Origin of the sequence: Halobacillus sp. Nhm2S1, from assembly GCF_019599545.1 — a bacterium.
Lineage (GTDB): Bacteria > Bacillota > Bacilli > Bacillales > Halobacillaceae > Halobacillus.
This window is the reverse complement of record NZ_JAIEZV010000001.1, coordinates 750,377-772,497: the sequence shown is the minus strand read 5'-3', so window position 1 is coordinate 772,497 and position 22,121 is coordinate 750,377. Positions and strand designations below refer to the sequence as shown.

The 22,121-nt window shown below is 43.2% G+C and carries 24 protein-coding genes; 18 read left to right on the top strand and 6 right to left on the bottom strand.

The window, feature by feature from the left end:
• The first annotated feature begins 10 nt into the window (after positions 1 to 10).
• Genes uxaC through K2225_RS03915 form a run of 5 tightly spaced genes read left to right on the top strand, consistent with a single transcriptional unit; the run spans position 11 to position 4,965 of the window.
• On the top strand, positions 11 to 1,420 hold the full coding sequence (uxaC, locus tag K2225_RS03935) for a glucuronate isomerase (RefSeq protein ID WP_220583567.1): 1,410 nt from the start codon (positions 11 to 13) through the stop codon (positions 1,418 to 1,420).
• Positions 1,421 to 2,473: a mannonate dehydratase gene (gene uxuA, locus K2225_RS03930; RefSeq protein ID WP_220583566.1), complete on the top strand. Its 1,053-nt coding sequence runs from the start codon at positions 1,421 to 1,423 to the stop codon at positions 2,471 to 2,473. It abuts the gene before it with no gap.
• Positions 2,470 to 3,315, top strand: a complete 846-nt coding sequence (locus K2225_RS03925; protein WP_220583565.1) for an SDR family oxidoreductase — start codon at positions 2,470 to 2,472, stop codon at positions 3,313 to 3,315. The genes uxuA and K2225_RS03925 overlap by 4 nt, the downstream gene beginning before the upstream one ends.
• A 13-nt stretch (positions 3,316 to 3,328) precedes the next feature.
• Positions 3,329 to 3,964: a bifunctional 2-keto-4-hydroxyglutarate aldolase/2-keto-3-deoxy-6-phosphogluconate aldolase gene (locus K2225_RS03920; RefSeq protein WP_220583564.1), complete on the top strand. Its 636-nt coding sequence runs from the start codon at positions 3,329 to 3,331 to the stop codon at positions 3,962 to 3,964.
• The gene (locus tag K2225_RS03915; protein ID WP_220583563.1) at positions 3,961 to 4,965 is read left to right on the top strand and encodes a sugar kinase; all 1,005 of its coding nucleotides are present in this window, start codon (positions 3,961 to 3,963) and stop codon (positions 4,963 to 4,965) included. The genes K2225_RS03920 and K2225_RS03915 overlap by 4 nt, the downstream gene beginning before the upstream one ends.
• 71 nt (positions 4,966 to 5,036) lie before the next feature.
• On the opposite strand, the gene K2225_RS03910 is transcribed toward K2225_RS03915, so the two are convergent.
• Positions 5,037 to 5,630, bottom strand: a complete 594-nt coding sequence (locus K2225_RS03910) for a TetR/AcrR family transcriptional regulator (protein WP_220583562.1) — start codon at positions 5,628 to 5,630, stop codon at positions 5,037 to 5,039.
• A 167-nt stretch (positions 5,631 to 5,797) separates the two neighbouring features.
• Between K2225_RS03910 and K2225_RS03905 the strand changes: the two genes are divergently transcribed.
• The 3 genes from K2225_RS03905 (at position 5,798) to K2225_RS03895 (ending at position 9,510) form a co-directional block, all read left to right on the top strand.
• Positions 5,798 to 6,793 (top strand): NADPH:quinone oxidoreductase family protein, encoded by a 996-nt coding sequence (locus K2225_RS03905; RefSeq protein WP_220583561.1) that lies wholly within the window; start codon positions 5,798 to 5,800, stop codon positions 6,791 to 6,793.
• 166 nt (positions 6,794 to 6,959) lie between these two features.
• Positions 6,960 to 7,355, top strand: coding sequence for a nuclear transport factor 2 family protein (locus tag K2225_RS03900; RefSeq protein WP_220583560.1), 396 nt, complete (start codon positions 6,960 to 6,962; stop codon positions 7,353 to 7,355).
• A gap of 223 nt (positions 7,356 to 7,578) precedes the next feature.
• Entirely contained in the window at positions 7,579 to 9,510 is a 1,932-nt protein-coding gene (locus K2225_RS03895) for a fructose-1,6-bisphosphatase (protein ID WP_220583559.1), read from the top strand.
• Between the two features lie 102 nt (positions 9,511 to 9,612).
• Here the strand turns inward: K2225_RS03895 and K2225_RS19985 are convergent, their stop codons facing one another.
• Both K2225_RS19985 and K2225_RS03885 read right to left on the bottom strand, forming a co-directional pair.
• Entirely contained in the window at positions 9,613 to 9,792 is a 180-nt protein-coding gene (locus K2225_RS19985; RefSeq protein ID WP_255574173.1) for a YjcZ family sporulation protein, read from the bottom strand.
• Between the two features lie 102 nt (positions 9,793 to 9,894).
• Entirely contained in the window at positions 9,895 to 10,746 is an 852-nt protein-coding gene (locus K2225_RS03885; protein ID WP_220583558.1) for a protein-glutamine gamma-glutamyltransferase, read from the bottom strand.
• Between the two features lie 317 nt (positions 10,747 to 11,063).
• On the opposite strand from K2225_RS03885, the gene K2225_RS03880 reads away from it, so the two are divergent.
• Together K2225_RS03880 and K2225_RS03875 are read left to right on the top strand one after the other, a co-directional pair.
• Complete coding sequence (locus K2225_RS03880; RefSeq protein WP_220583557.1) at positions 11,064 to 11,417, top strand: glyoxalase superfamily protein; 354 nt, start codon at positions 11,064 to 11,066, stop codon at positions 11,415 to 11,417.
• A gap of 74 nt (positions 11,418 to 11,491) precedes the next feature.
• A complete protein-coding gene (locus K2225_RS03875; RefSeq protein WP_220583556.1) occupies positions 11,492 to 12,148 on the top strand; it encodes a YdeI/OmpD-associated family protein in 657 nt (218 codons plus the stop codon).
• A gap of 41 nt (positions 12,149 to 12,189) precedes the next feature.
• On the opposite strand, the gene brnQ is transcribed toward K2225_RS03875, so the two are convergent.
• Both brnQ and K2225_RS03865 read right to left on the bottom strand, forming a co-directional pair.
• On the bottom strand, positions 12,190 to 13,572 hold the full coding sequence (gene brnQ / locus K2225_RS03870) for a branched-chain amino acid transport system II carrier protein (protein ID WP_220583555.1): 1,383 nt from the start codon (positions 13,570 to 13,572) through the stop codon (positions 12,190 to 12,192).
• 221 nt (positions 13,573 to 13,793) lie between these two features.
• A complete protein-coding gene (locus K2225_RS03865; protein WP_220583554.1) occupies positions 13,794 to 13,973 on the bottom strand; it encodes a hypothetical protein in 180 nt (59 codons plus the stop codon).
• Positions 13,974 to 14,347: 374 nt separating this feature from the next.
• Between K2225_RS03865 and K2225_RS03860 the strand changes: the two genes are divergently transcribed.
• Genes K2225_RS03860 through K2225_RS03850 form a run of 3 tightly spaced genes read left to right on the top strand, consistent with a single transcriptional unit; the run spans position 14,348 to position 16,367 of the window.
• A complete protein-coding gene (locus tag K2225_RS03860) occupies positions 14,348 to 15,433 on the top strand; it encodes a hypothetical protein (protein WP_220583553.1) in 1,086 nt (361 codons plus the stop codon).
• A 35-nt stretch (positions 15,434 to 15,468) separates the two neighbouring features.
• Entirely contained in the window at positions 15,469 to 15,945 is a 477-nt protein-coding gene (locus K2225_RS03855; RefSeq protein ID WP_220583552.1) for a GNAT family N-acetyltransferase, read from the top strand.
• Positions 15,946 to 15,995: 50 nt separating this feature from the next.
• Complete coding sequence (locus K2225_RS03850) at positions 15,996 to 16,367, top strand: FAS1-like dehydratase domain-containing protein (RefSeq protein WP_220583551.1); 372 nt, start codon at positions 15,996 to 15,998, stop codon at positions 16,365 to 16,367.
• A gap of 124 nt (positions 16,368 to 16,491) precedes the next feature.
• Here the strand turns inward: K2225_RS03850 and K2225_RS03845 are convergent, their stop codons facing one another.
• Entirely contained in the window at positions 16,492 to 17,244 is a 753-nt protein-coding gene (locus tag K2225_RS03845) for a DeoR/GlpR family DNA-binding transcription regulator (protein WP_220583550.1), read from the bottom strand.
• A gap of 180 nt (positions 17,245 to 17,424) precedes the next feature.
• On the opposite strand from K2225_RS03845, the gene K2225_RS03840 reads away from it, so the two are divergent.
• The 5 genes from K2225_RS03840 to K2225_RS03820 all read left to right on the top strand — a co-directional run bounded on the left by K2225_RS03840 (position 17,425) and on the right by K2225_RS03820 (position 22,053).
• On the top strand, positions 17,425 to 18,135 hold the full coding sequence (locus K2225_RS03840) for a ribulose-phosphate 3-epimerase (protein ID WP_220583549.1): 711 nt from the start codon (positions 17,425 to 17,427) through the stop codon (positions 18,133 to 18,135).
• Positions 18,128 to 18,688 carry a 6-phospho-3-hexuloisomerase gene (gene hxlB, locus K2225_RS03835; protein ID WP_220583548.1) on the top strand — a complete coding sequence of 187 codons (561 nt, stop codon included), beginning with the start codon at positions 18,128 to 18,130 and terminating at the stop codon, positions 18,686 to 18,688. The genes K2225_RS03840 and hxlB overlap by 8 nt, the downstream gene beginning before the upstream one ends.
• Positions 18,689 to 18,919: 231 nt before the next feature.
• Complete coding sequence (locus K2225_RS03830; protein ID WP_220583547.1) at positions 18,920 to 20,083, top strand: mannitol-1-phosphate 5-dehydrogenase; 1,164 nt, start codon at positions 18,920 to 18,922, stop codon at positions 20,081 to 20,083.
• Between the two features lie 20 nt (positions 20,084 to 20,103).
• On the top strand, positions 20,104 to 20,544 hold the full coding sequence (locus tag K2225_RS03825; protein WP_220583546.1) for a PTS sugar transporter subunit IIA: 441 nt from the start codon (positions 20,104 to 20,106) through the stop codon (positions 20,542 to 20,544).
• A 63-nt stretch (positions 20,545 to 20,607) separates the two neighbouring features.
• Positions 20,608 to 22,053: a PTS mannitol transporter subunit IIBC gene (locus K2225_RS03820; protein WP_305038433.1), complete on the top strand. Its 1,446-nt coding sequence runs from the start codon at positions 20,608 to 20,610 to the stop codon at positions 22,051 to 22,053.
• Positions 22,054 to 22,121: the final 68 nt, after the last annotated feature.

Genomic DNA, 22,121 nt, shown 5'->3' with positions numbered 1-22,121 from the left:
AGTGACCAGCATGGCGACATTTATGACAGAGGACTTTTTATTAGAATCGGAAATGGCAAAAAGACTATACCACAATTACGCAAAAGCCTTACCGATTATCGATTACCATAACCATTTACAGCCTGAAGAGATTCTGCATGATCGATCTTTTTCAAACATGACGGAAATCTGGCTCGAAGGGGATCATTACAAGTGGCGAGCAATGAGAGCATGTGGAGTGGAAGAGAAATATATTACAGGAGATGCTGGGGATAAGGAAAAGTTTCTTGCCTGGGCAGGCGTTGTGCCCCAGCTTCTTGGAAATCCACTTTATCACTGGGTTCATCTTGAGCTGAAACGCTTTTTTGATATAGAGCTCTTATTGAATGAAGAAACAGCCGAAACGATTTGGCAACAAGGGAATAAAAAATTGGAAAAGATGTCAGCTGAAACTCTTTTAGAAATGAACAATGTTGAATTCATTGGTACTACAGATGACCCAACAGACAATCTACAGGATCATATGGATCTTCAAGATTTAGAAGCTCCATATAAAGTAGCACCATCTTTTAGACCAGATAAAGGACTGCACATTGAAGGAGACCATTTTGTATCATGGATTGCAAAATTAGCTAAGGTTACTAATCAAACAATCTCTACTTATGATGATTTTCTTGAGGCGTTGTACGAGCGTATCGATCTTTTCGATGAGCTTGGGTGCCGCGCCTCGGATCACGGATTAAAAGAGATGTTTTGTGAAAAGTCTTCTTTAGAGGAAGTTCGTAGTATCTTTTCGAGTCGTTTAGATGGTAAGAAACTGTCATCAATTGATGTTGATCAATTCAAAACGTACACATTGTTAAAATTAGCCAAAAAGTATTCGGAGAAAAACTGGGTGATGCAGCTCCATATTGGTCCATTACGAAACAATAACACAAAATTGTTCAAGAAGATTGGGCCAGATAGCGGTTTTGACTCAATTGGAGACTCGAAATTAGCAGAGCCACTCTCAAATTTTATGGATACACTTGAGCAAGAGGATTTATTACCTAAGACTGTGCTTTATGGACTAAATCCTCGAGACAATTATATTATTTCCACAATGGCAGGTAACTTTCAGAGTGCAGAATTTCCGGGGAAGGTTCAGTTTGGAACGGCCTGGTGGTTTAACGATCATATTGATGGAATGGAAGAGCAAATGAAACTTCTAGCTAATGTTGGTTCTTTAAAGAATTTTATCGGTATGCTTACAGACTCTAGATCGTTTCTATCGTTTTCCAGACATGAATACTTCCGTCGGATTTTATGTAATATTCTCGGTGATTGGAGTAAGCGCGGTTTGGTCCCTGATGATGTTGAATTGTTAGGAGAATATGTCCAAGAGATTTCTTATTTCAATGCTCGTAACTACTTTGGGCTTTCAAGGGTAGGTGTTAAGTAAATGGAGATGAGTTTTCGCTGGTATGGAAATGACGATCCAGTGCGACTAGAGCATGTTCGTCAGATACCTGGTATGAAAGGTATTGTCTCTGCCATTTATGATATTCCAGCTGGAGAAGTTTGGCCGAAAGAGAAGATCATAGCATTAAAAGATTCCATAGAAAAGGCTGGTTTAAAACTCAGTGTTATAGAAAGTGTTCCAGTTCATGAAGACATCAAGCTTGGTTTGCCATCTAGAGACACTTATATTGAAAACTATATAGAGACGCTTAGAAACCTTTCGAGTGCAGGTGTTAAAACGGTTTGCTACAACTTTATGCCAGTTTTCGATTGGACAAGGACATCGCTAGATACACCTCTTCCTGATGGATCTCATTCCCTTTCTTATGATGAAGCTACACTGGAGAAGCTTGATCCAATTAGTGGTGAGCTTACTCTACCAGGCTGGGACCTTTCTTATCAAACAGAGCAATTAAAGGGGATATTGGAAACATACAAGGGGGTATCAGAAGAAAATTTATTGGATAACCTTATATATTTTCTAGAAAAGATTATTCCGGTTGCTGAAGAAGAAAGTGTACTGATGGCTATACACCCGGATGATCCACCATGGTCAGTTTTTGGACTTCCAAGAGTTGTGACTAATAAATACAATGTAGAGAAGATGTTGAGAGCAGTTGATTCAACATCAAACGGCATAACCTTTTGTACAGGTTCATTTGGTGCCCTACATGAAAATGATTTGCTGCAAATCATCGATGTTGCAAAAGATCGTATTCATTTTGTTCATGCTCGGAATGTGAAATGGACGGGAACGAAAAGCTTCCAAGAAACATCTCACTCTATTCACGATGGATCTCTCCCAATGGTCGAGGTCATTAAAAAGCTGATAGAAATTGGATATAATGGACCAATTCGTCCGGATCATGGAAGAATGATTTGGGGTGAAGAAGGCCGACCAGGATATGGATTGTACGATCGAGCACTTGGTGCCACCTACTTGAATGGCATCATTGATACCTACAGAACTGCGAGAAAAGGAGAATTCATATGAACCTTCCATTTCAAATTGATTTAAAGAATAAGGTAGCTGTCGTCACTGGAGGGAGTGGTGTACTTGGATCTGTTATGGCTAAAGCTTTAGCAGTATGTGGTGCTAAGGTAGCCATACTTGCAAGGAATCAGGAGAAGATTAATACAGTTGTTTCTCAAATAAAGAAAGGTGGAGCAGAAGCAATCGGGATCAGTGTGGATGTTCTAAATAAGGAAGACTTAATAAATGCCAGAAATCAAGTGAAGGAAGCGTTTGGCGCATGTGATATTTTAGTTAACGGCGCAGGTGGTAACCATCCGGAGGCAACAACGGGACAAGAATATTTCTCTGCTCCTTCCTCATTTGATGAGAGAAACTTTTTCAATCTTGATGCTAGTGTCATCTCTCGGTTATTCGATTTGAATTATCTTGGGACGATTCTACCTACACAAGTATTTGCAGAGGAAATGGTTGATCGAAAAGGTGCAACCGTTATCAATATCTCTTCAATGAATGCTTATACGCCGCTTACGAAAATTCCTGCCTATAGTGGGGCAAAAGCAGCGATTTCTAATTTAACACAGTGGCTCGCTGTATATTTTTCTAAAGTAGGCATTCGAGTAAATGCGATTGCTCCAGGTTTCTTTTTGACTCAGCAAAATGAGAATCTTTTATTAAATGAGGATGGATCATACAGTGAACGGGCGGAAAAAATTATATCCCAGACACCAATGGAACGGTTTGGACAAGCAGATGAATTGGTTGGAACTATGCTATGGCTTGTTCATCAACAGTCGTCTGGATTTGTGAATGGTGTTGTGGTACCTATTGACGGTGGCTTTTCAGCTTATTCAGGTGTATAGGAGGGGTGGTTAGATGCAGAAATATAATACGTTACAGAGAATGATTGATGACAAGTTAACAGTCGTTGTAAGAGGTGAAACAGTCTATGAGGCAATGAAAACGGCTGAAGCTTGTATAGATGGTGGAATCAAAACGATAGAAATAACATTTACAGTTCCTGGTGCAGCAGATGTAATTAAGAATCTTGCTGATAAGGACGAAGCACTCATTGGGGCTGGAACTATTCTAGACGCGCATACAGCCAGAATTGCTATTCTTTCTGGTGCAAAATTTATTGTAAGCCCTGCCTTTGACCACGAAACGGCTAATATTTGTAATCTGTACAAAATCCCTTACTTGCCAGGATGTATGACAGTAAACGAAATGACAGAAGCCCTTCAGTCTGGAGCAGATGTAATTAAGCTATTCCCTGGTCAAGTATATGAACCATCTTTTATTAAAGCAGTAAAAGGACCGCTTCCACAGGTAGATCTTATGCCAACAGGAGGAATAACCTTGAATAATCTACCAGATTGGCTTTCTGCTGGAGCATGTATGATTGGTGTGGGTGGTGAAATCACTAGACCGGCTACTGAAGGTGATTACCAAGGTGTCAAGAGAAACGCCGCTGAATTTGTGGAGTTACTAAAGCGGGAGGTCATAGCTTGAGTACAGTAGTAACGCTTGGAGAAGTTCTATTTAGATTGAGTTCAACAAATGGTAAGAGGTTAGCAGATTCAGAAATTTTTCAACGTTTTATAGGTGGAGCGGAAGTAAACGTTGCTGTATCGCTTGCGAATTATGGACATGAGGTTAGAGTGTACACGGGTGTTCCTTCTCACGAAACCGGTCAAGCTGTAAAGACATTCTTAAAAACTAACGATGTTGATACTCGATTTATAGTTGATTGTGGAGATCGAGTTGGTATTTACTATCACGAACCTGGATACTCTGTTCGGGGAGCTAATGTGATTTACGATAGGAAAGGAACATCTTTTCTTGATTTCGTAAAGCTAGAGCATGACTGGGAAAGTGTTTTTTCTGAGGTCGATGGCCTTCATGTATCCGGGATTACACCAGCACTGAACGAGGAAGCCTTGAGCTTTATGCTCTCAGCCTTGAAAGAAGCGAATAACCGAGGAATTACAATTAGTTTTGATTGTAATTTTAGATCTAAGTTATGGAATGCTTCAGATGCGTCTCATGCATTTAAGAAGATTCTTCCTTTCGTTGATATTTGCTTTGCTGGGTACAAAGATTTCTTGTACCTCCTTGGATATAAAGGGGTGAGTGAGGATTTTAATGAGCATGATTTGATGTCATGCTATGAAAAAGCGGAACGGGAATTTAATATATCAATTTTTGCTTCAACGAATCGAAAAATTCATTCAGAAGAGGAGCAAGAACTTAAAGGTTATTACTACCAAGATGGTAAATTTTATACCACTGATCACCAGGCATTCCATGTACTTGACCGTATTGGTGGTGGAGACGCTTTTGCTGCAGGGATTCTTCACGGAATCTTTAAAAAGGTGGAGCCAACGGACATAATTAATTTCGGTTTAGCTGCTGCTGTGCTTAAACATACAGTAAAAGGAGATCATAACCAGTTTGCTGAGAGTGAAGTGTACAGCTGGATTGAAAAACGTGGACGCGATGTCAGTAGATAATATTGTTTAAAAAGAGAGGGATTCTATCTTGTAAGCTCCTCAGCTGAAAAAGCGACCGCATAACGGTCGCTTTACTTTTTGTATTTAAGGATTTTCAGAATGGACTCGTAACAGGCCGTCCGGTAATAGTCATGCAGTTGATCGTCATCTCTCATCAGCCATTGAATTAAACTCCCATCAATCATGCAGCGGATACTGATTGCTGTTTGTTCCACATCATCGACTTCAAAGATTTCTTCTTCCAGTCCTTGATGAATGATCTCCCTGCCGATGGACCAACAGTTTTCGTAGAATTTTTGGTTGATCTCTTTATACGAAACGTTATTTTTCACTTGGGATAAAAAGTCCAGGTACACACGGTAGAAATTTTTATTTTCTTCTGGACTGATGAACACGCGGTCGATGTAAGCTTCAAGCTTCCCTATAGCCGTTTCCTGTTCACTGATGGATGCGGCTTCTTTTTCATAGATGCGTGTCGTGATCCATTCAAACAATTGCGTGAACACATCGGATTTATTTTTAAAGTAATAATTCGTGACCCCTTTGCTGACATCGGCATAATCGGCGATATCTTGTAAGGTGACGGATTCATAGCCTTTTTCGGTTGCGGCTTGGAAGGCAGCTTTTAATATCTGTTTGCGTCTCTGTTCTGCTTTTTTTGCCATTATCTAATATAACCTCCATTGGATGCTCTGTTTATTATACAAGAAAAAGAGAGGATATTCGAATCTTTTATACTGACTGGTCAAAATAAATTGACCAGTCAGTATAAAATGGTCTATGATAGATTTATAAACTAGTAAATGAGGAAGCAGAAAGGGGAAATGAACGGATGACAAAAGAATTCAATGCACTTGTCGTGAACAAAACAGAGGAAGATTTTTCAGTGAATGTAGAATCGTTGACTTTGGAAGATCTGCCGGAAGGGGATGTGACGATTCAAGTCCACTATTCCAGCGTCAACTATAAAGATGGGTTGGCAAGTATTCCGAACGGCAAAATCGTTCAGTCCTATCCTTTCGTCCCGGGTATCGACCTTGCGGGGACTGTCGTCTCGTCTGACGATGACCGCTATCAGGAAGGGGACGAGGTTGTCGTCACCAGCTATGAATTAGGCGTTTCCCACTATGGTGGGTACAGTGAATATGCACGCGTCCCTGGCGACTGGGTCGTGCCATTGCCGGAGAATATGACGTTGAAAGAAGCGATGGCTTTCGGTACAGCAGGCTTCACGGCCGCGCTCTCTGTCCATCGTCTTGAAGAAAGTGGCATCAAACCCGAAGACGGAACGATTCTTGTGACAGGTGCTACCGGTGGTGTCGGCAGTATGGCTGTTTCCATGCTCGCTAAACGTGGGTATCATGTGACGGCTAGCACAGGAAAAGAATCGGAACATGAGTATTTGAAAACATTAGGCGCAAAAGAAATCATTTCCCGGGAAGAAGTGACCCCGGAGAAGATCCGCCCGATCGGTAAGCAGAAGTGGGCAGGTGTGGTCGATCCCGTGGGAGGAAAAACACTGGCCTCTGTCCTGAGCAATACGAAATATGGTGGTGCCGTTGCTGTAAGTGGTTTGACTGCCGGGGTGGAAGTGCCGACAACAGTGTTCCCTTTCATCCTTAGAGGAGTGAATCTGCTCGGCATTGATTCCGTTTACTGCCCTAAAGACTTGAGAGAGAAACTATGGACGCGTATGGCTACGGACTTGAAGCCGGATGACTTAGGAGAAATCGAAAAGGAAGTTTCTCTAAAAGAACTTCCTGATACTTTGTCTGATATTTTACAAGGAAAAGTAAGAGGTAGAACGGTTGTGAACATCCTTTCCTAAATCGCCAAAAGGGTGTAACCGCCCCCTTTTAGATTAGAATCAAATCATACGAAAAGCGTAACCCTTTCAAAGGGTTACGCTTTTTTCATGAATCTTGAGTATTTGGAAAGTGTTTGAAATAATTGAAAGATACATAACCAAATCATTGATGAAAGGGTGTTTACCTATGAGTTCAGAACAGAACACTACGGCAGCTTCCAACAAAGAAAGAGCCGTATCTTTTCTAAAGCAAGTGGCAGGTGGAGAGGTGAGGGGAGCGTATCAAAAGTACATCCATCCTGATTTTTCCCATCACAACCCTTACTTCCGAGGAGATAAAGATTCTCTCATGAGTGCAATGGAAGAGGATGCATCCAGGAACCCTCAGAAGACACTCGAAGTCCATCGTGCAATGGAAGAAGAAAGGATCGTGGTCGTCCATTCTCATATTAAACAACACCAGGAAGACAATGGTGTTGCCGTTGTCCATATGATGCGGTTTGAAGAAGGGAAAATCATAGAGTTGTGGGATATCGGTCAACCGCTTCCGGAAGATTCACCGAATGAAAATGGTGCTTTCTGAGTCAGATTGTGTTTTTGATGAACCAGTGTGAAGCTCGAGGTTTGTTTTGTATTAGGCTAACTTTCGATAGAGAGATTCTCTGAACGGAGAATCCCTTTTTTTATCAAAGAGTATTGTTTTAGACAGGATCCTTTGAAATAATTAAGAGAATAGCAAGGCTTGTCAAAGAGTTCGTCTTTAAAAAAATGATCTCATGGTGAATTTTGAAAGGGGATACATAACCTTGAATACAAAATACTTAGACCTACTTGCTCAAAAGTACGACAGCGAAGAAAAAGTCGTTACAGAAATTATCAATCTGAAAGCGATCCTTAACCTGCCAAAAGGAACCGAGCATTTTGTCAGTGACCTTCATGGGGAATACCAGGCGTTCCAACATGTTCTGAGGAACGGATCAGGGAGGGTCAAAGAGAAAATCAGGGATCTTTTTGAAGAGGAGATGTCTGGAAAGGAACTGGATGAATTCGCGACACTCGTGTTTTACCCGGAAGAAAAAATCAAGCTCATCAAGAACGGTTTTGACAATAACGAAGAGCTGGAAATGTGGTACACGTGTACGATCGACCGTATGATCAAGCTCATTTCCTATGCTTCTTCCAAATACACACGTTCGAAACTGCGTAAGGCTCTGCCGACGCAATTCGTTTATATCATAGAAGAACTGCTCTACAAGACGGATGACATTACAAATAAAGAATCGTACTATAAAAAAATCGTTCAGCAGGTCATTTCCCTCGGCCAGGCGGACAAGCTGATCAGTGGTCTTGCTTATGCTACACAAAAACTAGTGGTAGACCACCTTCATGTTGTTGGCGATATTTACGACCGGGGACCGGAACCGGATAAAATCATGGAAACCCTCATTCATTATCCGTCGGTTGATATTCAGTGGGGCAACCATGATGTCTTATGGATCGGTGCTTTTGCCGGATCAAAGGTGTGTCTAGCCAACATCCTTCGCATCTGCGCCCGCTATAACAATCTGGAAATCATTGAAGATGCGTATGGCATCAACTTACGACCGCTGCTCAACCTTGCCGAAAAATATTATGGCGATCATGCAGCGTTTAGACCTAAAATTCATACCGATGATAAACCATCGGACCATGAGCAGCTGCAGATTACAAAAATGCATCAGGCGATTGCGATGATTCAGTTCAAGCTGGAGAGTTCGATTATTAAAAGACGACCTTATTTCAACATGTCTGAGCGGTTACTGCTTGAAAAAGTGGATTATGACCGGGAGGAAATCACCCTCCACGGAAACACGTATCCGCTTGTGAATCCTTGCTTTTCAACGATCGATCCAGAAGATCCGAACCGTCTCCTGGAGGAAGAAGAGCAGGTGATCGAGAAGCTGTTGTTTTCCATCCAGCATTCGGAGAAGCTTGCCAGACACATGAAGTTCCTCGTTAAAAAGGGCAGCCTTTACTTGAAATATAATGGCAACTTGTTGATTCACGGTTGCATCCCGGTCGATGAAGAAGGAAATATGGAGAAGATGACGATCGAAGACAAGTCCTATGCCGGGCGGGAGCTGCTTGATATTTTTGAGCATTATCTGCGCCATTCGTTTGCGAATCCAAAAGAAACGGATGACCTCGCGACCGATATGGTCTGGTATTTATGGACGGGGCAGTACTCCTCCCTGTTCGGAAAAAGGGAAATGACTACATTCGAGCGTTACTTCATTTCTGATAAAGCTACCCATAAAGAGAGGAAAAATCCTTACTATTATCTGCGGGAAGATGAGGAGGTCTGCCGGAAGATCCTTGCTGAATTCGACTTGAATCCAGACCAGGGCCATATCATCAATGGCCATACACCTGTCAAAGAGATTGAGGGGGAAAACCCGATCAAAGCAGGCGGAAAGATGGTCGTCATCGATGGAGGTTTTTCAAAAGCCTATCAGTCGACGACTGGGATTGCCGGGTACACCTTATTGTATAACTCTTTCGGCATGCAGCTTGTCGCCCATAAACGCTTCAACTCGAAGGAAGAGGTTCTGCGGGATGGAACGGATGTTTTATCTGTGAAGCGATTGGTAGATAAAGAGCTTGAGAGGAAGAAGGTTCTGGAGACGAACGTCGGCGAAGAACTGCTGCAGGAGATTTACATCTTGAACAGTTTGATGGAATACAAATATATGAAGTAAGACGATATAAAAAGGACGATAGCTCATGAGGAGCCATCGTCCTTTTTTAGTTTTTCTCTGTGTCCATAGGGAGTTTCCCTGACGGACGATTTTAGTAGTGGTCTACCACTTGATGCTGCAGCCGACAATGATCAAAAGAATGAACAATACCACAATCAAAACAAAATTGTTTCGACGTGGACGGCAGTGGTATGGAGCAACCGGCATGTGAGGCATATTTGCACCCATATATGGCGCGTTCACGTTTGCACCCATCGTGTACGGAGCATTAACATTTTCCATGTGAAAACATCCCTTTCGTTTTGTTTCTTTGTCACTATATTGTACTCGCCTAGCGGAAAGTTGAGCCCGTCAACCTTAAAAATGGGTGCATGTCACGGGTGCTCAAAACAGGAGCCTTCGATGGTTAGGCTTATAACTCAGCTCGTACAGGTACTGCCTGAAAGAGACGGAAGTTTTATTGTGGTGGACAACAAATGGACGCGTTTTATGAATCGTACGCCCTGTGGAAAATCTGGCTAACGGCTGGAACGATGGGCGGGTGATCAAGCCGGATAAATAAGAGGACTGCTGGCTGTCGGGTTTTCTTTTTGTATTGAGACCTTCAATCATCTTGTCTTCCGTCCGGATGCTGAATCCGTGGCCGAAAAACTCATCATTTCCGATGGCGATCGCATTGACGCCTCTGAACCAAGGTGTCGTTGGATTCACATCAGGATTGTTGAAATACACCACATCTCCGGGAATATAATGATTGGCAAAAAAAGAATACAAACCCATGTCATCATCGGTATGCCAGCTGTATAAGTAGAGGTTCGGAAAAAGAGTGCTGAAAGAAGAGGCGCCCATCGTTTTCAGGAGCCCATGATAAAAGTTGATCACACAAGCAGTCGCACATTCGAATTTATACAAATCACTATTGGTGAAGATATCTCGGATGGCATCAGCGGGAGAGACCTGACGTTTTAATAAGAACCCGCCAGCTGTCGTCAACTGCCAATAGTCAGGATTGCAGCGGGCTGTTCGGAAAGTAGCAAAGGTGGATTCCCCTTCATCCATCTCTTTTGCACTGGCGATGATGTTTTTTCTGCTCTTCACTTCAAATAAAAGCTCCTTTTCTGAGGAAAAAGAGTAGACATTCGGAGTCTTCTGTAAAGCTTCTATAATTGTCATTTCTGTTGGATCGGCTTTCCACGAATCACTTGGTTGAAACGGCATCCCGGATACCTGGATCATACGGTTCCTCCTTTGCGAAGTGACGCAACTGTCCTTGTACCTATCCTATTCATGTGTGGAGGGGATGATGTGTAGCGGCTTACGGTGTGAGGGGTGTTGTATGCATGGAGTTGTGTCCCCCGAGAACGGCGCGTGAGAATCAAGGACCGCGCGCAAGTAGTGAACACCACGCACAAGAAAAGGGAATCTTAGTCCCATGCTTCCATCGAGGAAAAAAGCTGATCAACTGCCAAATCCACGGCATAAACCTGTTATTTTTTTAAGAATATTCTTTATAATAGAAAGATGATCGTCTTGTAATCGGAGGGGGAGAGCGAATGCAGAAGGTAATTCCGACGTTGAAAATCTCAAGTGAGGAAAAGAGTCAGGCTTTTTATATAGATGCTCTCGGATTTCGAGTGGACTGGGAGCACCGTTTTGAACCTGGTTTTCCCGTATTTATGCAAATCTCAAAGGGAGATTACCTGCTATACTTGACCGGGCATGAAGGGGATTGCCAGTCAGGAGGTTTGGTTCATTTCCTCGTCGATGATGTCGATCATTTTTATGAGACATTACCGCAGGAAAAACTTGAAATAAATCCTCCGTACGAAATGATCGAAGGCATACGTATGTTAAGAATCAGCGATCCAGATGGAAATGAGCTTCGGTTTATGAATACGAAGAAATAACGATCGACCAAAGCAATTCTGCTATATTATTTTAGTATCATACTTAGGATTGACCTTAAGAGGAGGAGTTGATCATGGCAACGATCAAGGACAAGTTAAAGTTAAGTAAATATAAGAATCTAGCAGTGCTTCACCAGCCGGAAGACTATGATTTATTTGATGAGGAATCGTCAACTCTATCCGAGCACCACGATGCGGTTTTCATTTTTGTAAAGAACCTGGAGGATATGAAAACAAACTTACAAACGTTTTTACAACGTAAGGAAGTGTTAACGGAACAAGGGTATATTTTCTTTGCCTATCCTAAAAAAGGAAATACACGTTATGATACGTACATACACAGGGATGACATGTTTCCGGCATTAAGGATCGGAGAAGATAAGTATATTGAAGATAGCGACATCAAGTTTTCACGTATGGTCAGTATGGATGAAGTATTCACAGTGATCGGTATGAAGCGGGAGAAGAAAAAAGCGCAGAAAACCACTCCGGCCAGTCAGTGTGTGGCAGACTATGAAGACAAAGTAGAGGAAGTTGATCAGTTATTAGAGGATCATCCGGCCGAACAGGAATTTTATAGAAGCTTGACACCGGGGTATAAACGGGATTGGGCACGGCAGATTTTTTCAGCAAAACAGCAGTCGACCCGAGACAAACGAACAAATCAGATGATCGAGGTTTTATCGAAGGGATATAAATCACTGGATTTGTACCGTCGCAAGAAAAAGTAGGTGAAAAAAAGACCAAACCCGTGGGGGTTGGTCTTTTCTTATTAATGGGATAAACGTTCCTCTTGTTGAGTAAGAACGGAAGTATTCGATTTGTTTCCTTCTTTCCATACATAACCGATGACCGCCCCTGTCAGCGCGGGGAGGATCCACCCTAGTCCGATTCCGTATAAAGGAAGGTGGGCGCTGTAAAAGCTGCTCATAGTTTCCATCAGAGGATTAGCTGCGGCTGGGATCGTTCCCAGTAGTGCGTTATAGCCATCAATGGTACTGACGAAAACGGTCAGCATCATCGCTCCGGCATAGACCGTACGTTTATGATGGAACAGTCTGGAGCTGAGGCCGAGCAGAATCAGGACGATCGCCATCGGGTATAAGAACATCAGCACAGGGATGGCGTACTGGATAATGTTTGTCAGACCGAAGTTCGCGATCATGAATGACAACAAGGAAAGAAGCAGCACGAATGTTTTGTAGCTGATTTTCGGATAGACCGTATGGAAAAATTCACTACAGGCGATAATCAGTCCGATACTTGTTTTCAAACAGGCAAGGACAATGATGATGGCTAGTAGAATCGCTCCGTAAGGACCGAAATAATGTTCAGCAACTGCGGCAAACGTGAGGCCGCCATTTTCAAGATTCCCGACGACAGATACGCTGGAAGCGCCCATGTAGGCGATGAGCCCGTAAATGAGCATCATGAGTACCATGGCGAACAGCCCTGATTTCCATGTCGTTTGGGCAATCGCCTTCGTGTCGGTAATGCCCATGTGACGAATCGCTGTTATGACCACAATCCCGAGCGCCAGACCGCCGAGAGCATCCATCGTGTTATACCCTTCCGTAAACCCGGTCATGAAAGGTACGGATGCATAATCGCCGGTCGGGGCACCGAAATCGCCCATAGGTTTGACGATCGTGGTAATGATGAGTACGGATAAAAATAATAAGAATGTCGGTGTTAAGTATTTTCCGATGATATCCATGACTTTGGCTGAGTTCAGAGAAAAATAATAGACGAGTGCGAAAAATGCAAAGCTGAACACCGCAAGCCAAAGTTGCGTCTGGCCTGGTTGGATGAAGGGTTCAAATCCAACGACAAAAGGAACGGTTGCTGTTCGCGGGATCGCGAAAAAAGGACCGATCGTTAAATAGAGAATGATAGCGAAAGAGATTCCGAATAACGGATGGATCCGGCCGGCCAGGTCATTCAACCCTTGACTCCCGGACAATACAATGGCAAGGATGCCCATCAAAGGCAGGGCGATTGCTGTTACGAGAAATCCAATCAACGCCGGCCAGAAGGAAGTTCCTGCCATTTGCCCCAGTTGGATAGGGAAAATCAAATTGCCGGCACCGAAGAAGAGGCCGAAAAGCATCGTCCCGATGACGGCATACGTAGAGAAAGAGGTTTTCTGTTTCATAGGTTCGTTCCTTTCTTGATGTATTGGTTTGCTTTAAAGGAATAAAGATAATCCTAACAAGAATTGCTGGAGGGAACAATAGACTTTTCAATATTGTTAGAAAATATTCTTGTGGTACCGCTTTCTAAATGGATAAAAGTAAAAGGACTTCCTGATTAAGGAAGTCCTTTTACGGTTGGCTCGATATTTATGGCAGGATCCTGGAAAAGATCGCCTGTTCTCTATGCGTCTTTTTGAGTCAGTTGATGATCATTGTTTCCACATTCCGGACACTGGGTCCAGACAACATAAGCCGTTTTATCTTCAAATTCTTTCGGAACGACTTTGATTACCTTTAGGACATTATGGTAGCAGCTTGTGCATCTTTCCATAATGGACTGCCCTACATCGATTTTTGACATATGCTCACTCCTGATCACTGATTTTAAATGAGTACCGAAGCCTCAAGAGTTTTTCTAGTATAACGTCTATAACTGAATGAGTCAAAATGAGAAGTCCCGCGCGTTCTTGAGCTTGGACAGGCCTACTTCATAAGGAAAGCCACGAGGGTCTTTCTGCAAGGGAAGCTTATCGTCCTTATTGAACAAGGTGGAAGTATTCTGGGGATAGAGCGCTTCTGTGGAAGGGCTCTCTTTTATTCAGATAATTAGGAATTATATGTTAAAATATTGAAGGATTAACTGTTCTGGAAGTACATGTTTTCTTGTAACCGTTAACCAAATGACGCCACGCTATATAAGGAAGAACGCGTCAGGATGAAAAAGGAGAGGAAAACATGGATTTTTTAACGAAACAATCCGTCACCGAATTCGAACAAATCAATCGAGCCCTGGAAAACGAAGGGGTACACCGATTAGTTGGAGAATCGGATATCAAACGCTTGGGGGAGGGGGCCTGGCACTATGCTTACCTGGTCGAGGGTGATCAGCTTGTCCTCCGCATTCCTAAGAAGTTTGCGTATGATCAAGCCGTCGATTTCAACCGGGATCAATTGACGGCAGAATACGGGTCTACAGAAGCTTTTTACAAGATAGCAAACCAGGCGGAGAAAGGCATATGTCCTGAATACTTCCGTTATTTTATCAGTGAAGATCTTAGCTATACGGTTGAATCTTATTTGGGTACAACTGAAGGACTGGAAAGACAGACGTTACAACAATCCAAGCAATACGGGAGCGAGATCGGTGAGTTCTTCCGCGCCCTTGAAGATATCGATCCTCCTTTTGAAGGCATCGGATATTTGGAAGTCGGAGGAAACGGAGAACTGAAAGGCGGTCTCGACATGGATCTGAGCGCGTGTATCGTCGAAGAGAGAGGAGAATATCAAGGAGAACTGGATGCCCTTCTTTCAAGTTCCTATGCATTCAATAAAGAAAAAGTGACTGCCACCGGAAAGGAATTGATCCCCAACCGGTCCATTGGCAGGGAAAAGCGGATCCTGACCAATCAGGACACATCACCTGAAAATTTAATTTTTACAAGAAGCGGCGTGAAAATGATCGACCCTTTTCCAATCCTTTATACAGGGACGTCACTTGCCGCTAACCATGTGTTCAACTATCACACCTTTTTCCCAACGGTCTACGATACAAGGAGATATGCAAAAGGAAATTATCATCACCACGTCCCTCTATTGAGGGCTCATGTAGACGGGTTTGTGGATGGCTATACACAAGGTTCAAAGCAGAAGCAGACGGATTTACATATTGAAGTGTTCTTGAAACTTGTAACGATGGCTCATACTCACCTTGAATTGCTTCAGGAAGAAACGTTGACAAAGGAACAGATCATCCGGTTTGGAACCAAAGACCAAATTGAAAAGCGTCTGCGACTCTATCTGATCGAGTTAGAGAATTTTTAATACGAAAGGGAGCTTGGGAAAAGGAGGAGAGGGCTTTGGGAAAGGGAAACGAGCAGGTTTTCACATTGGACATCCTGCCTTTACATAAAGCCGTGGAGGACGATGCCAGAAACCTCATATTGGCCGGGTTTTTCGAGCGATTTGGGTTTATTGATCATTCGCTGAACCCCGACTTGAAAGATATGATGGGCACCTATGGTAAGGATGGTCATGTATTCTATGTTGCTTTTGAGAATGATGAGATGGTTGCGACAGGTGCCGTGACGAAAGAGAATCATCGGGTGGGAAGAATTGAGCGGATGTCTGTGAAGAGGACATTCAGAAGGAAGGGTATTGGTCAAAGGATGCTTGCGAAGCTTGAGGATGCGGCACGATCAAGCCAGTATGAACGACTTGTATTAGAGACACACAATACTTGGGAAAGTGCTGTACGGCTATATACATCGAATGGTTATTACCTTCTTTCAGATGATGGCCAGCGCTACCATTTTGAAAAAAACTTAGGGATATAAGATTTCACGATGAAAATTGGATTCATCAATCATGTAAAGGAGAGAGGCCGATGAAAACAGGCGATGTGTACACGTGGAAGCGGACGTTTACGAATGAGGAAGTATTGGAGTTCGGCCGGATTTCCGGAGATCAAGGGAGACATCATATGGAGCCGGATGACGAGGGAAGGCTGATGGTTCAAGGTTTACTAACGGCGACCATCGGAACGAAGATCGGTGGGGATTTACACTATATCGCAAGGGATATGGTCAGTGAGTTTGTCAGGCCGGTCTTTACTGGGGATACGATTACTTGTGAAGTGACGTTGGATAAGGTTGTTCAGGCGGAAGGACACAAGAAAGTGGAGATGAAGTCTGTGTATCGTAATCAAAAAGGGAAAGAAGTGTTGATCGGTTCGAGTCACGGAATCATCCGGGATTAATTTTTTATAATGAATGGAAGGTCTGTTGAATGAAGGAAGGATGTAAAGAGATCGATGAAAAAAGCCAGCCGGTTCGGCTGGCTTTTTTGTGTTTCTTTCTTGTATACCTCATATCTTTAGCTTATTACTGATCAATAATCGTAATGCCCTGTTTTTCATACAAACGTTTAATATCCGCATGCACATTTTCTGTAATTAAGTACGTCAAATGGTCGGTTGGACAGACGATATGGTTGGAAACGGTATCCAGCTTATCATTCGTCACCATGGCTAACACTTCCGTGGAAATAGACGCCATTTTCCGTTTGATCAATGCTTCAGATGAACGGGGGATACTGATTCCGATTTCAGGATCTATGTTGTAAATGCCCATGATATATAGATCGGCTCTCATCGTATTCAATGCTTCATAGGTGTCGATGCCTAAATTCACCATCGACTGTTTAAATAAGGTTCCTCCGATCATAATGACCTCGACATCGGTGTGATTGGATAGGGCCATAGCAATCGGTGGGCTGTTGGTAATCACGGTCCCTTTTAAAGACAAAGGGAGCTGGTGGACCAATTGTAAGTTCGTTGTCCCGCCATCGATCAACAGGACCATGTCGTCTTCTATATAATGTAGGGCTTTGTTCGCCAGGTTCGATTTCGTTTCATTGAAAATCTCCTGTCTTGTAGAAAAGTCCTGAACGGGCGGTCCTTTTCTTAATGCCCCGCTATGAACTCTTTTGATCACGCCCTGGCTGTCTAATTCTTTCAAGTCTCTTCTAATGGTATCTTCTGACACAGACAGCCGTCTGCTCAAGTCGCTGGCAATGACTTTGTGCTCTTCATTTACAATATCGATAATGGTTTGCTGGCGTTCTTGTTTAAGCATACACGAAAGACTCCTTCTATGATTTCTTCCAGTATATCACGGATCTTCGCTTTCACAAATCTCAAAACAGCATTAATGTGCAAATAAAAGCAAAAACATGCAAGAAAACGCTTTACAATTTCTTGTTTATGCCTTAATATTTTGACAAAGGCGCATAAACACAAACAAGGAGGCACAAACATGCAAAGAAATATAACGATTGCACCGTCCATCATGTGTGCGGATCTCTGCAATCTTGAGAAAAGTGTCAGAGAGATTGAAGAAGCAGGATTAGATACGTTACACATTGATATTATCGACGGAACCTTCAGTCCAAGCATGCCTTTAGGAATCAATACGATTGAACAATTAAGGAAAATTACGGATATGAAATTCGATGTTCATATAATGGCCAACACCAATGAATTCTTTATACAGGAGATGCTGCGGATCGGCGTCGAACAAATCACCTTCCATGTGGAGACGAGCTTCCACCTTGACCGCTACATCAACTTAATTAAAAAGCATGACACCAAAGTGGGAATCGCATTAAACCCAGCTACACCATTATCGGTCCTGGATTATGTGTTGCCGCAAGTAGACACGGTCCTTTTGATGTTGATCAACCCTGGATTTGCGACAGATAAAGGTGAAAAGCAAGTTTCCTATGCTACGAAAAAAGTAGAGGATCTGGCTAAGCTGATCCGCTCCAAAGATTTAGATACGAAGATTGAAGTGGACGGCCGCGTATCCTTGAATACGATTCCTACACTGGTCAGAGCCGGAGCGGACATCCTGGTGGCCGGAAGCACGAGTTTGTTTGAAAAGAGCAATTCTTTGAAAGACAACAAAAAATTGATGGAATCACTGATACAAGAAGGATTGCATGAGGAGGTTGGAATCAATGGTTAACTATAAAGAAGCAGCAGGAGTCATTACCAATGAAATTACATCCACATTGAACAACGTGGACAGCCAGGAGATTGAACGTTTGATCCAACAGATCAATCAAGCAGAAAAAGTATTCTTCGTAGGTGTCGGACGGGTGCTATTATCATTGAAATCTATCGCCAAAAGGTTAGCACACCTCGGTGTTCAGACCTACGTGGTAGGACAGATCACAGAACCAGCCATGACGGAGAAGGACCTGCTGATCGTTGGATCCGGCAGTGGCGAAACTGCCTTTCCTCTTATTATTGCAAAAAAAGCGAAAGAACTGAACGCAACGGTGGCCCACATCGGGACGAATCCGAATAGTTCCATGAGTCAATACGCTGATGCGTTCGTTCGACTCCCTATAAGTTCCAATCCAGAAACAGAAGAAGAAGTGCAATCCAACCAGCCGATGAAGAGTCTATTTGAACAAAGCCTTCTTCTATTAGGAGATACCATCGCGTTAATGATCGTCAAAAAAGAAAACATCGAACTGCAATCGCTCTGGGAATACCACGCGAACTTAGAATAGGAGACCTATAGAAATGGCAAGCCCCTTTGAAGGAAAATTAGAGGGGCAGGCCATGGAATCCTTAAGCGATTCCTAAATCAATAAGTAAATGAGAAAATATGTAAAATTATACGAAAAGGGTATTTTTCTTTTTTCTCTATAGACGCTTTTCCATTGTCCTATTATACTGATTTTTATGGTTTACTGACGCATGGATCAATAGAGAAAGCCTGACGTAAAGGAGGTCCACAAATGAAAGCGCTGCATTTTGGAGCGGGAAATATCGGGCGAGGCTTAATCGGATATCTCCTGAACAAGACGGGATATGAAGTCTGCTTTGTGGATGCAGACCACCAGCTGGTCGAAAACATCAATCAGAACAAACAGTATGTGATCGAGTTACTAGATGAAAATCACACGCAGGAGACGGTTTCTCCTGTGAAAGCCTTGCATACAAGTGCTCAGAATGAAATCATCGAAGCTATTTTAGAAGCGGATTTCATCACGACATCTGTAGGAGCACAAAATCTTTCAAGAATTGCTCCGATCTTATCCAGAGGGCTTCTGTTAAGAACGCAACAGAGCAAACCTCTCATCGACGTGATCGCCAATGAAAATACCATCAATGCTTCTTCACAATTGAAAGAGGAAGTGAAAAAAATAGTTTCTGAACAACAAATGGATGACCTGATCTCTTCCGTTGGTTTTCCGAACTCCGCAATTGACCGGCTTTCGCTATCTGAAAAACGGAAGGAAGGGGAAATCGCCCTTGTGGAACCCTATTATGAATGGATCATCAACCGTACTGAGATGGTGAATAAGGAGCTTCCTCCAGTGAAAAATGCTGTCTACGTCGACACGTTAAAACCACACATTGAACGCAAGTTGTACATGGTGAACATGGGGCACGCGGCTACAGCCTACATGGGTTATTTGAGAGGCTATCCAACCATTCAACGGGCATTAAAGGACGCCAAGCTGGAGGAGTTCTTAAGAGCAACCCTTCATGAGTCTGCCCGCTATTTCACCCATATCCATGATATGGACGAAGATGGGCTGAAAGCTTTTATTGAAAAAACCATCGATCGTTTCAAAAATGAAAACATCAGCGATGATCTTTTGCGTGTGGGAAGGGCTCCGATCCGGAAGCTCGGGTCTGAGGAACGGTTAGTCAAACCAACTAGAGTCCTTTACGATTTGGGCCTGCCGATTGAAAATTTGACTACTGCGATTGCGGCCGCGCTTTTATTTGATAACCCTGAAGATGAGGAAGCTGTACAGCTCCAAGATTATATAAAAAATCAAGGAGTCGAAGCGGCCATCGCTCATTTCACTGGATGGAAAGATGACTCCATCGTATCAAAAATCAAAAGTCATTATGTGCAATTGAAACAAGAACAATCGCTAAAAAGCTGAATGGAAAGGATGCTGACACTATGCTAAGCCAACAATTAAAAGGAAACATTCAATTCTTAAATTCTGTAAGTACATGGGAGGAAGCGATCAAAGAATCAGCAACTCCTTTGCTGGATGGCGGGTCAATCACTCCTAAATATGTGGAGGATATGATTCAAAACGTCCACGAAAATGGTCCGTATATCGTCATCGTTCCAGGAATCGCTATGCCACATGCGAAAAATGAAGATGGCGTAGTCAAAAAAACAGGGATTTCGCTTCTAAAGTTAGAAGAGGCCGTACCGTTTCCAGAAAATAAAAAGGTCAATCTTCTGTTCACACTAGCTGCTGAAGATACCTCCGGCCACTTAGACTTGATTTCTGATTTATCTTCCTTGTTGATCGAAGATGACGTAAGAGAAAAACTCGAGCAGTCAAACAGTGAAGAGGAAATCCTGGATCTGCTCCAAACGGTAGAATAAGTCCAATCACCTGACTGTAAATCGATGAATTTTCATATTTAACATTTGAAAGGGATGAGAAAGATGGCAAGTCCAGCTAAGGCAACAACAGATAGCAATGTAGTAGACATGAATCGTCCTTCTGCAAGGGCCAGAGTACAAGCTTTCGGCGGCTTTTTAACCAATATGGTCCTGCCGAATATCGGCGCATTTATCGCCTGGGGTCTGTTGACCGCTTTGTTTATTCCGACAGGATGGATCCCTAATGAGCAGCTGGCGCAAATCGTCGGTCCAGCCATTAAATTCTTACTTCCATTGCTTCTCGCCATAACCGGCGGACGTATGGTCGGTGGCCAACGAGGAGCTGTCATGGGGGCGATCGGGGCTATTGGTTTGATCGTCGGATCCGATATTCCTATGTTCTTAGGCGCGATGGTGATCGGTCCTTTAGGCGGCTTGATCATAAAGAAATTTGACCGTGCCGTTGAAAACAGAATTCCTGCCGGGTTTGAGATGATTGTGAACAACTTCTCCCTGGGTATTCTAGGATTCTTGTTAATGATCGTATCGTTCCTGTTCATCGGTCCAGTCATCGAATCGGCGAACAACTTCGTTACTTCAGCGATTGAAGCTTTGGTGGCTACAGGGTTACTTCCTTTACTATCCTTGATTAACGAACCGGCAAAAGTGTTGTTCCTGAATAACGTGATCGACCAGGGTATTTACTACCCGCTCGGCATGCAGGCGGCAGCTGAAACAGGCAAGTCCATCTACTTTACTGTCGCATCCAACCCAGGCCCAGGCCTTGGATTGCTGCTGGCGTTTACGTTCTTCGGTAAAAAGACGGCTCGACGGACCGCACCAGGTGCAATCATTATTCATTTCTTCGGCGGTATCCATGAACTATACTTCCCTTACGTATTAATGAAACCCCTTACAATCATCGGAATGATCGCCGGGGGTGCGACAGGGATCGCCGTGTTCAGTATGTTTGATGCAGGGCTCGTCGCGGGACCAAGCCCAGGCTCGATTTTCGCTTACCTGGGACTTACTCCTAAAGGAAGCTTTATCGGCATCATCGCAGGCGTCCTCGCTGCCGCTGCTGTCACATTCCTGATCACATCGCTGATTTTGAAAATGGAAAAGAACAAAGATGAGGAAGAAGATGAACTTTCCGATTCTATCGAAAAATCGAAAGCAATGAAACAACAAGGAAAACAAGTGGCAGGCAGCAGCAAAAAGGAAGAGAAGATTGATAAAATTTCCTTCGCATGTGACGCAGGTGCAGGAAGTAGTGCCCTGGGTGCCACGACGTTCAGAAAGAAACTGCAAAAAAGAGGAATCGAAGGAATGGAAGTGAAACACTACAGAATTGAAGATGCGCCACAAGATTCGAACATCATTGTCGTTCATAAAGATCTCTATGACCGAGCGAAACACGCGCATCAGGATAAAGAGATTATCACCATTGAAAACTATATCAGTGATCCAAACCTGGAAGAATTGCTGGACAGGTTGGAGGAGCGGTAAGTGATCGTTTAGGCAGTCTCGGAAAGAAGGTTCCATGTGAACCTTCTTTTTTGTTGTTATTCCAATGG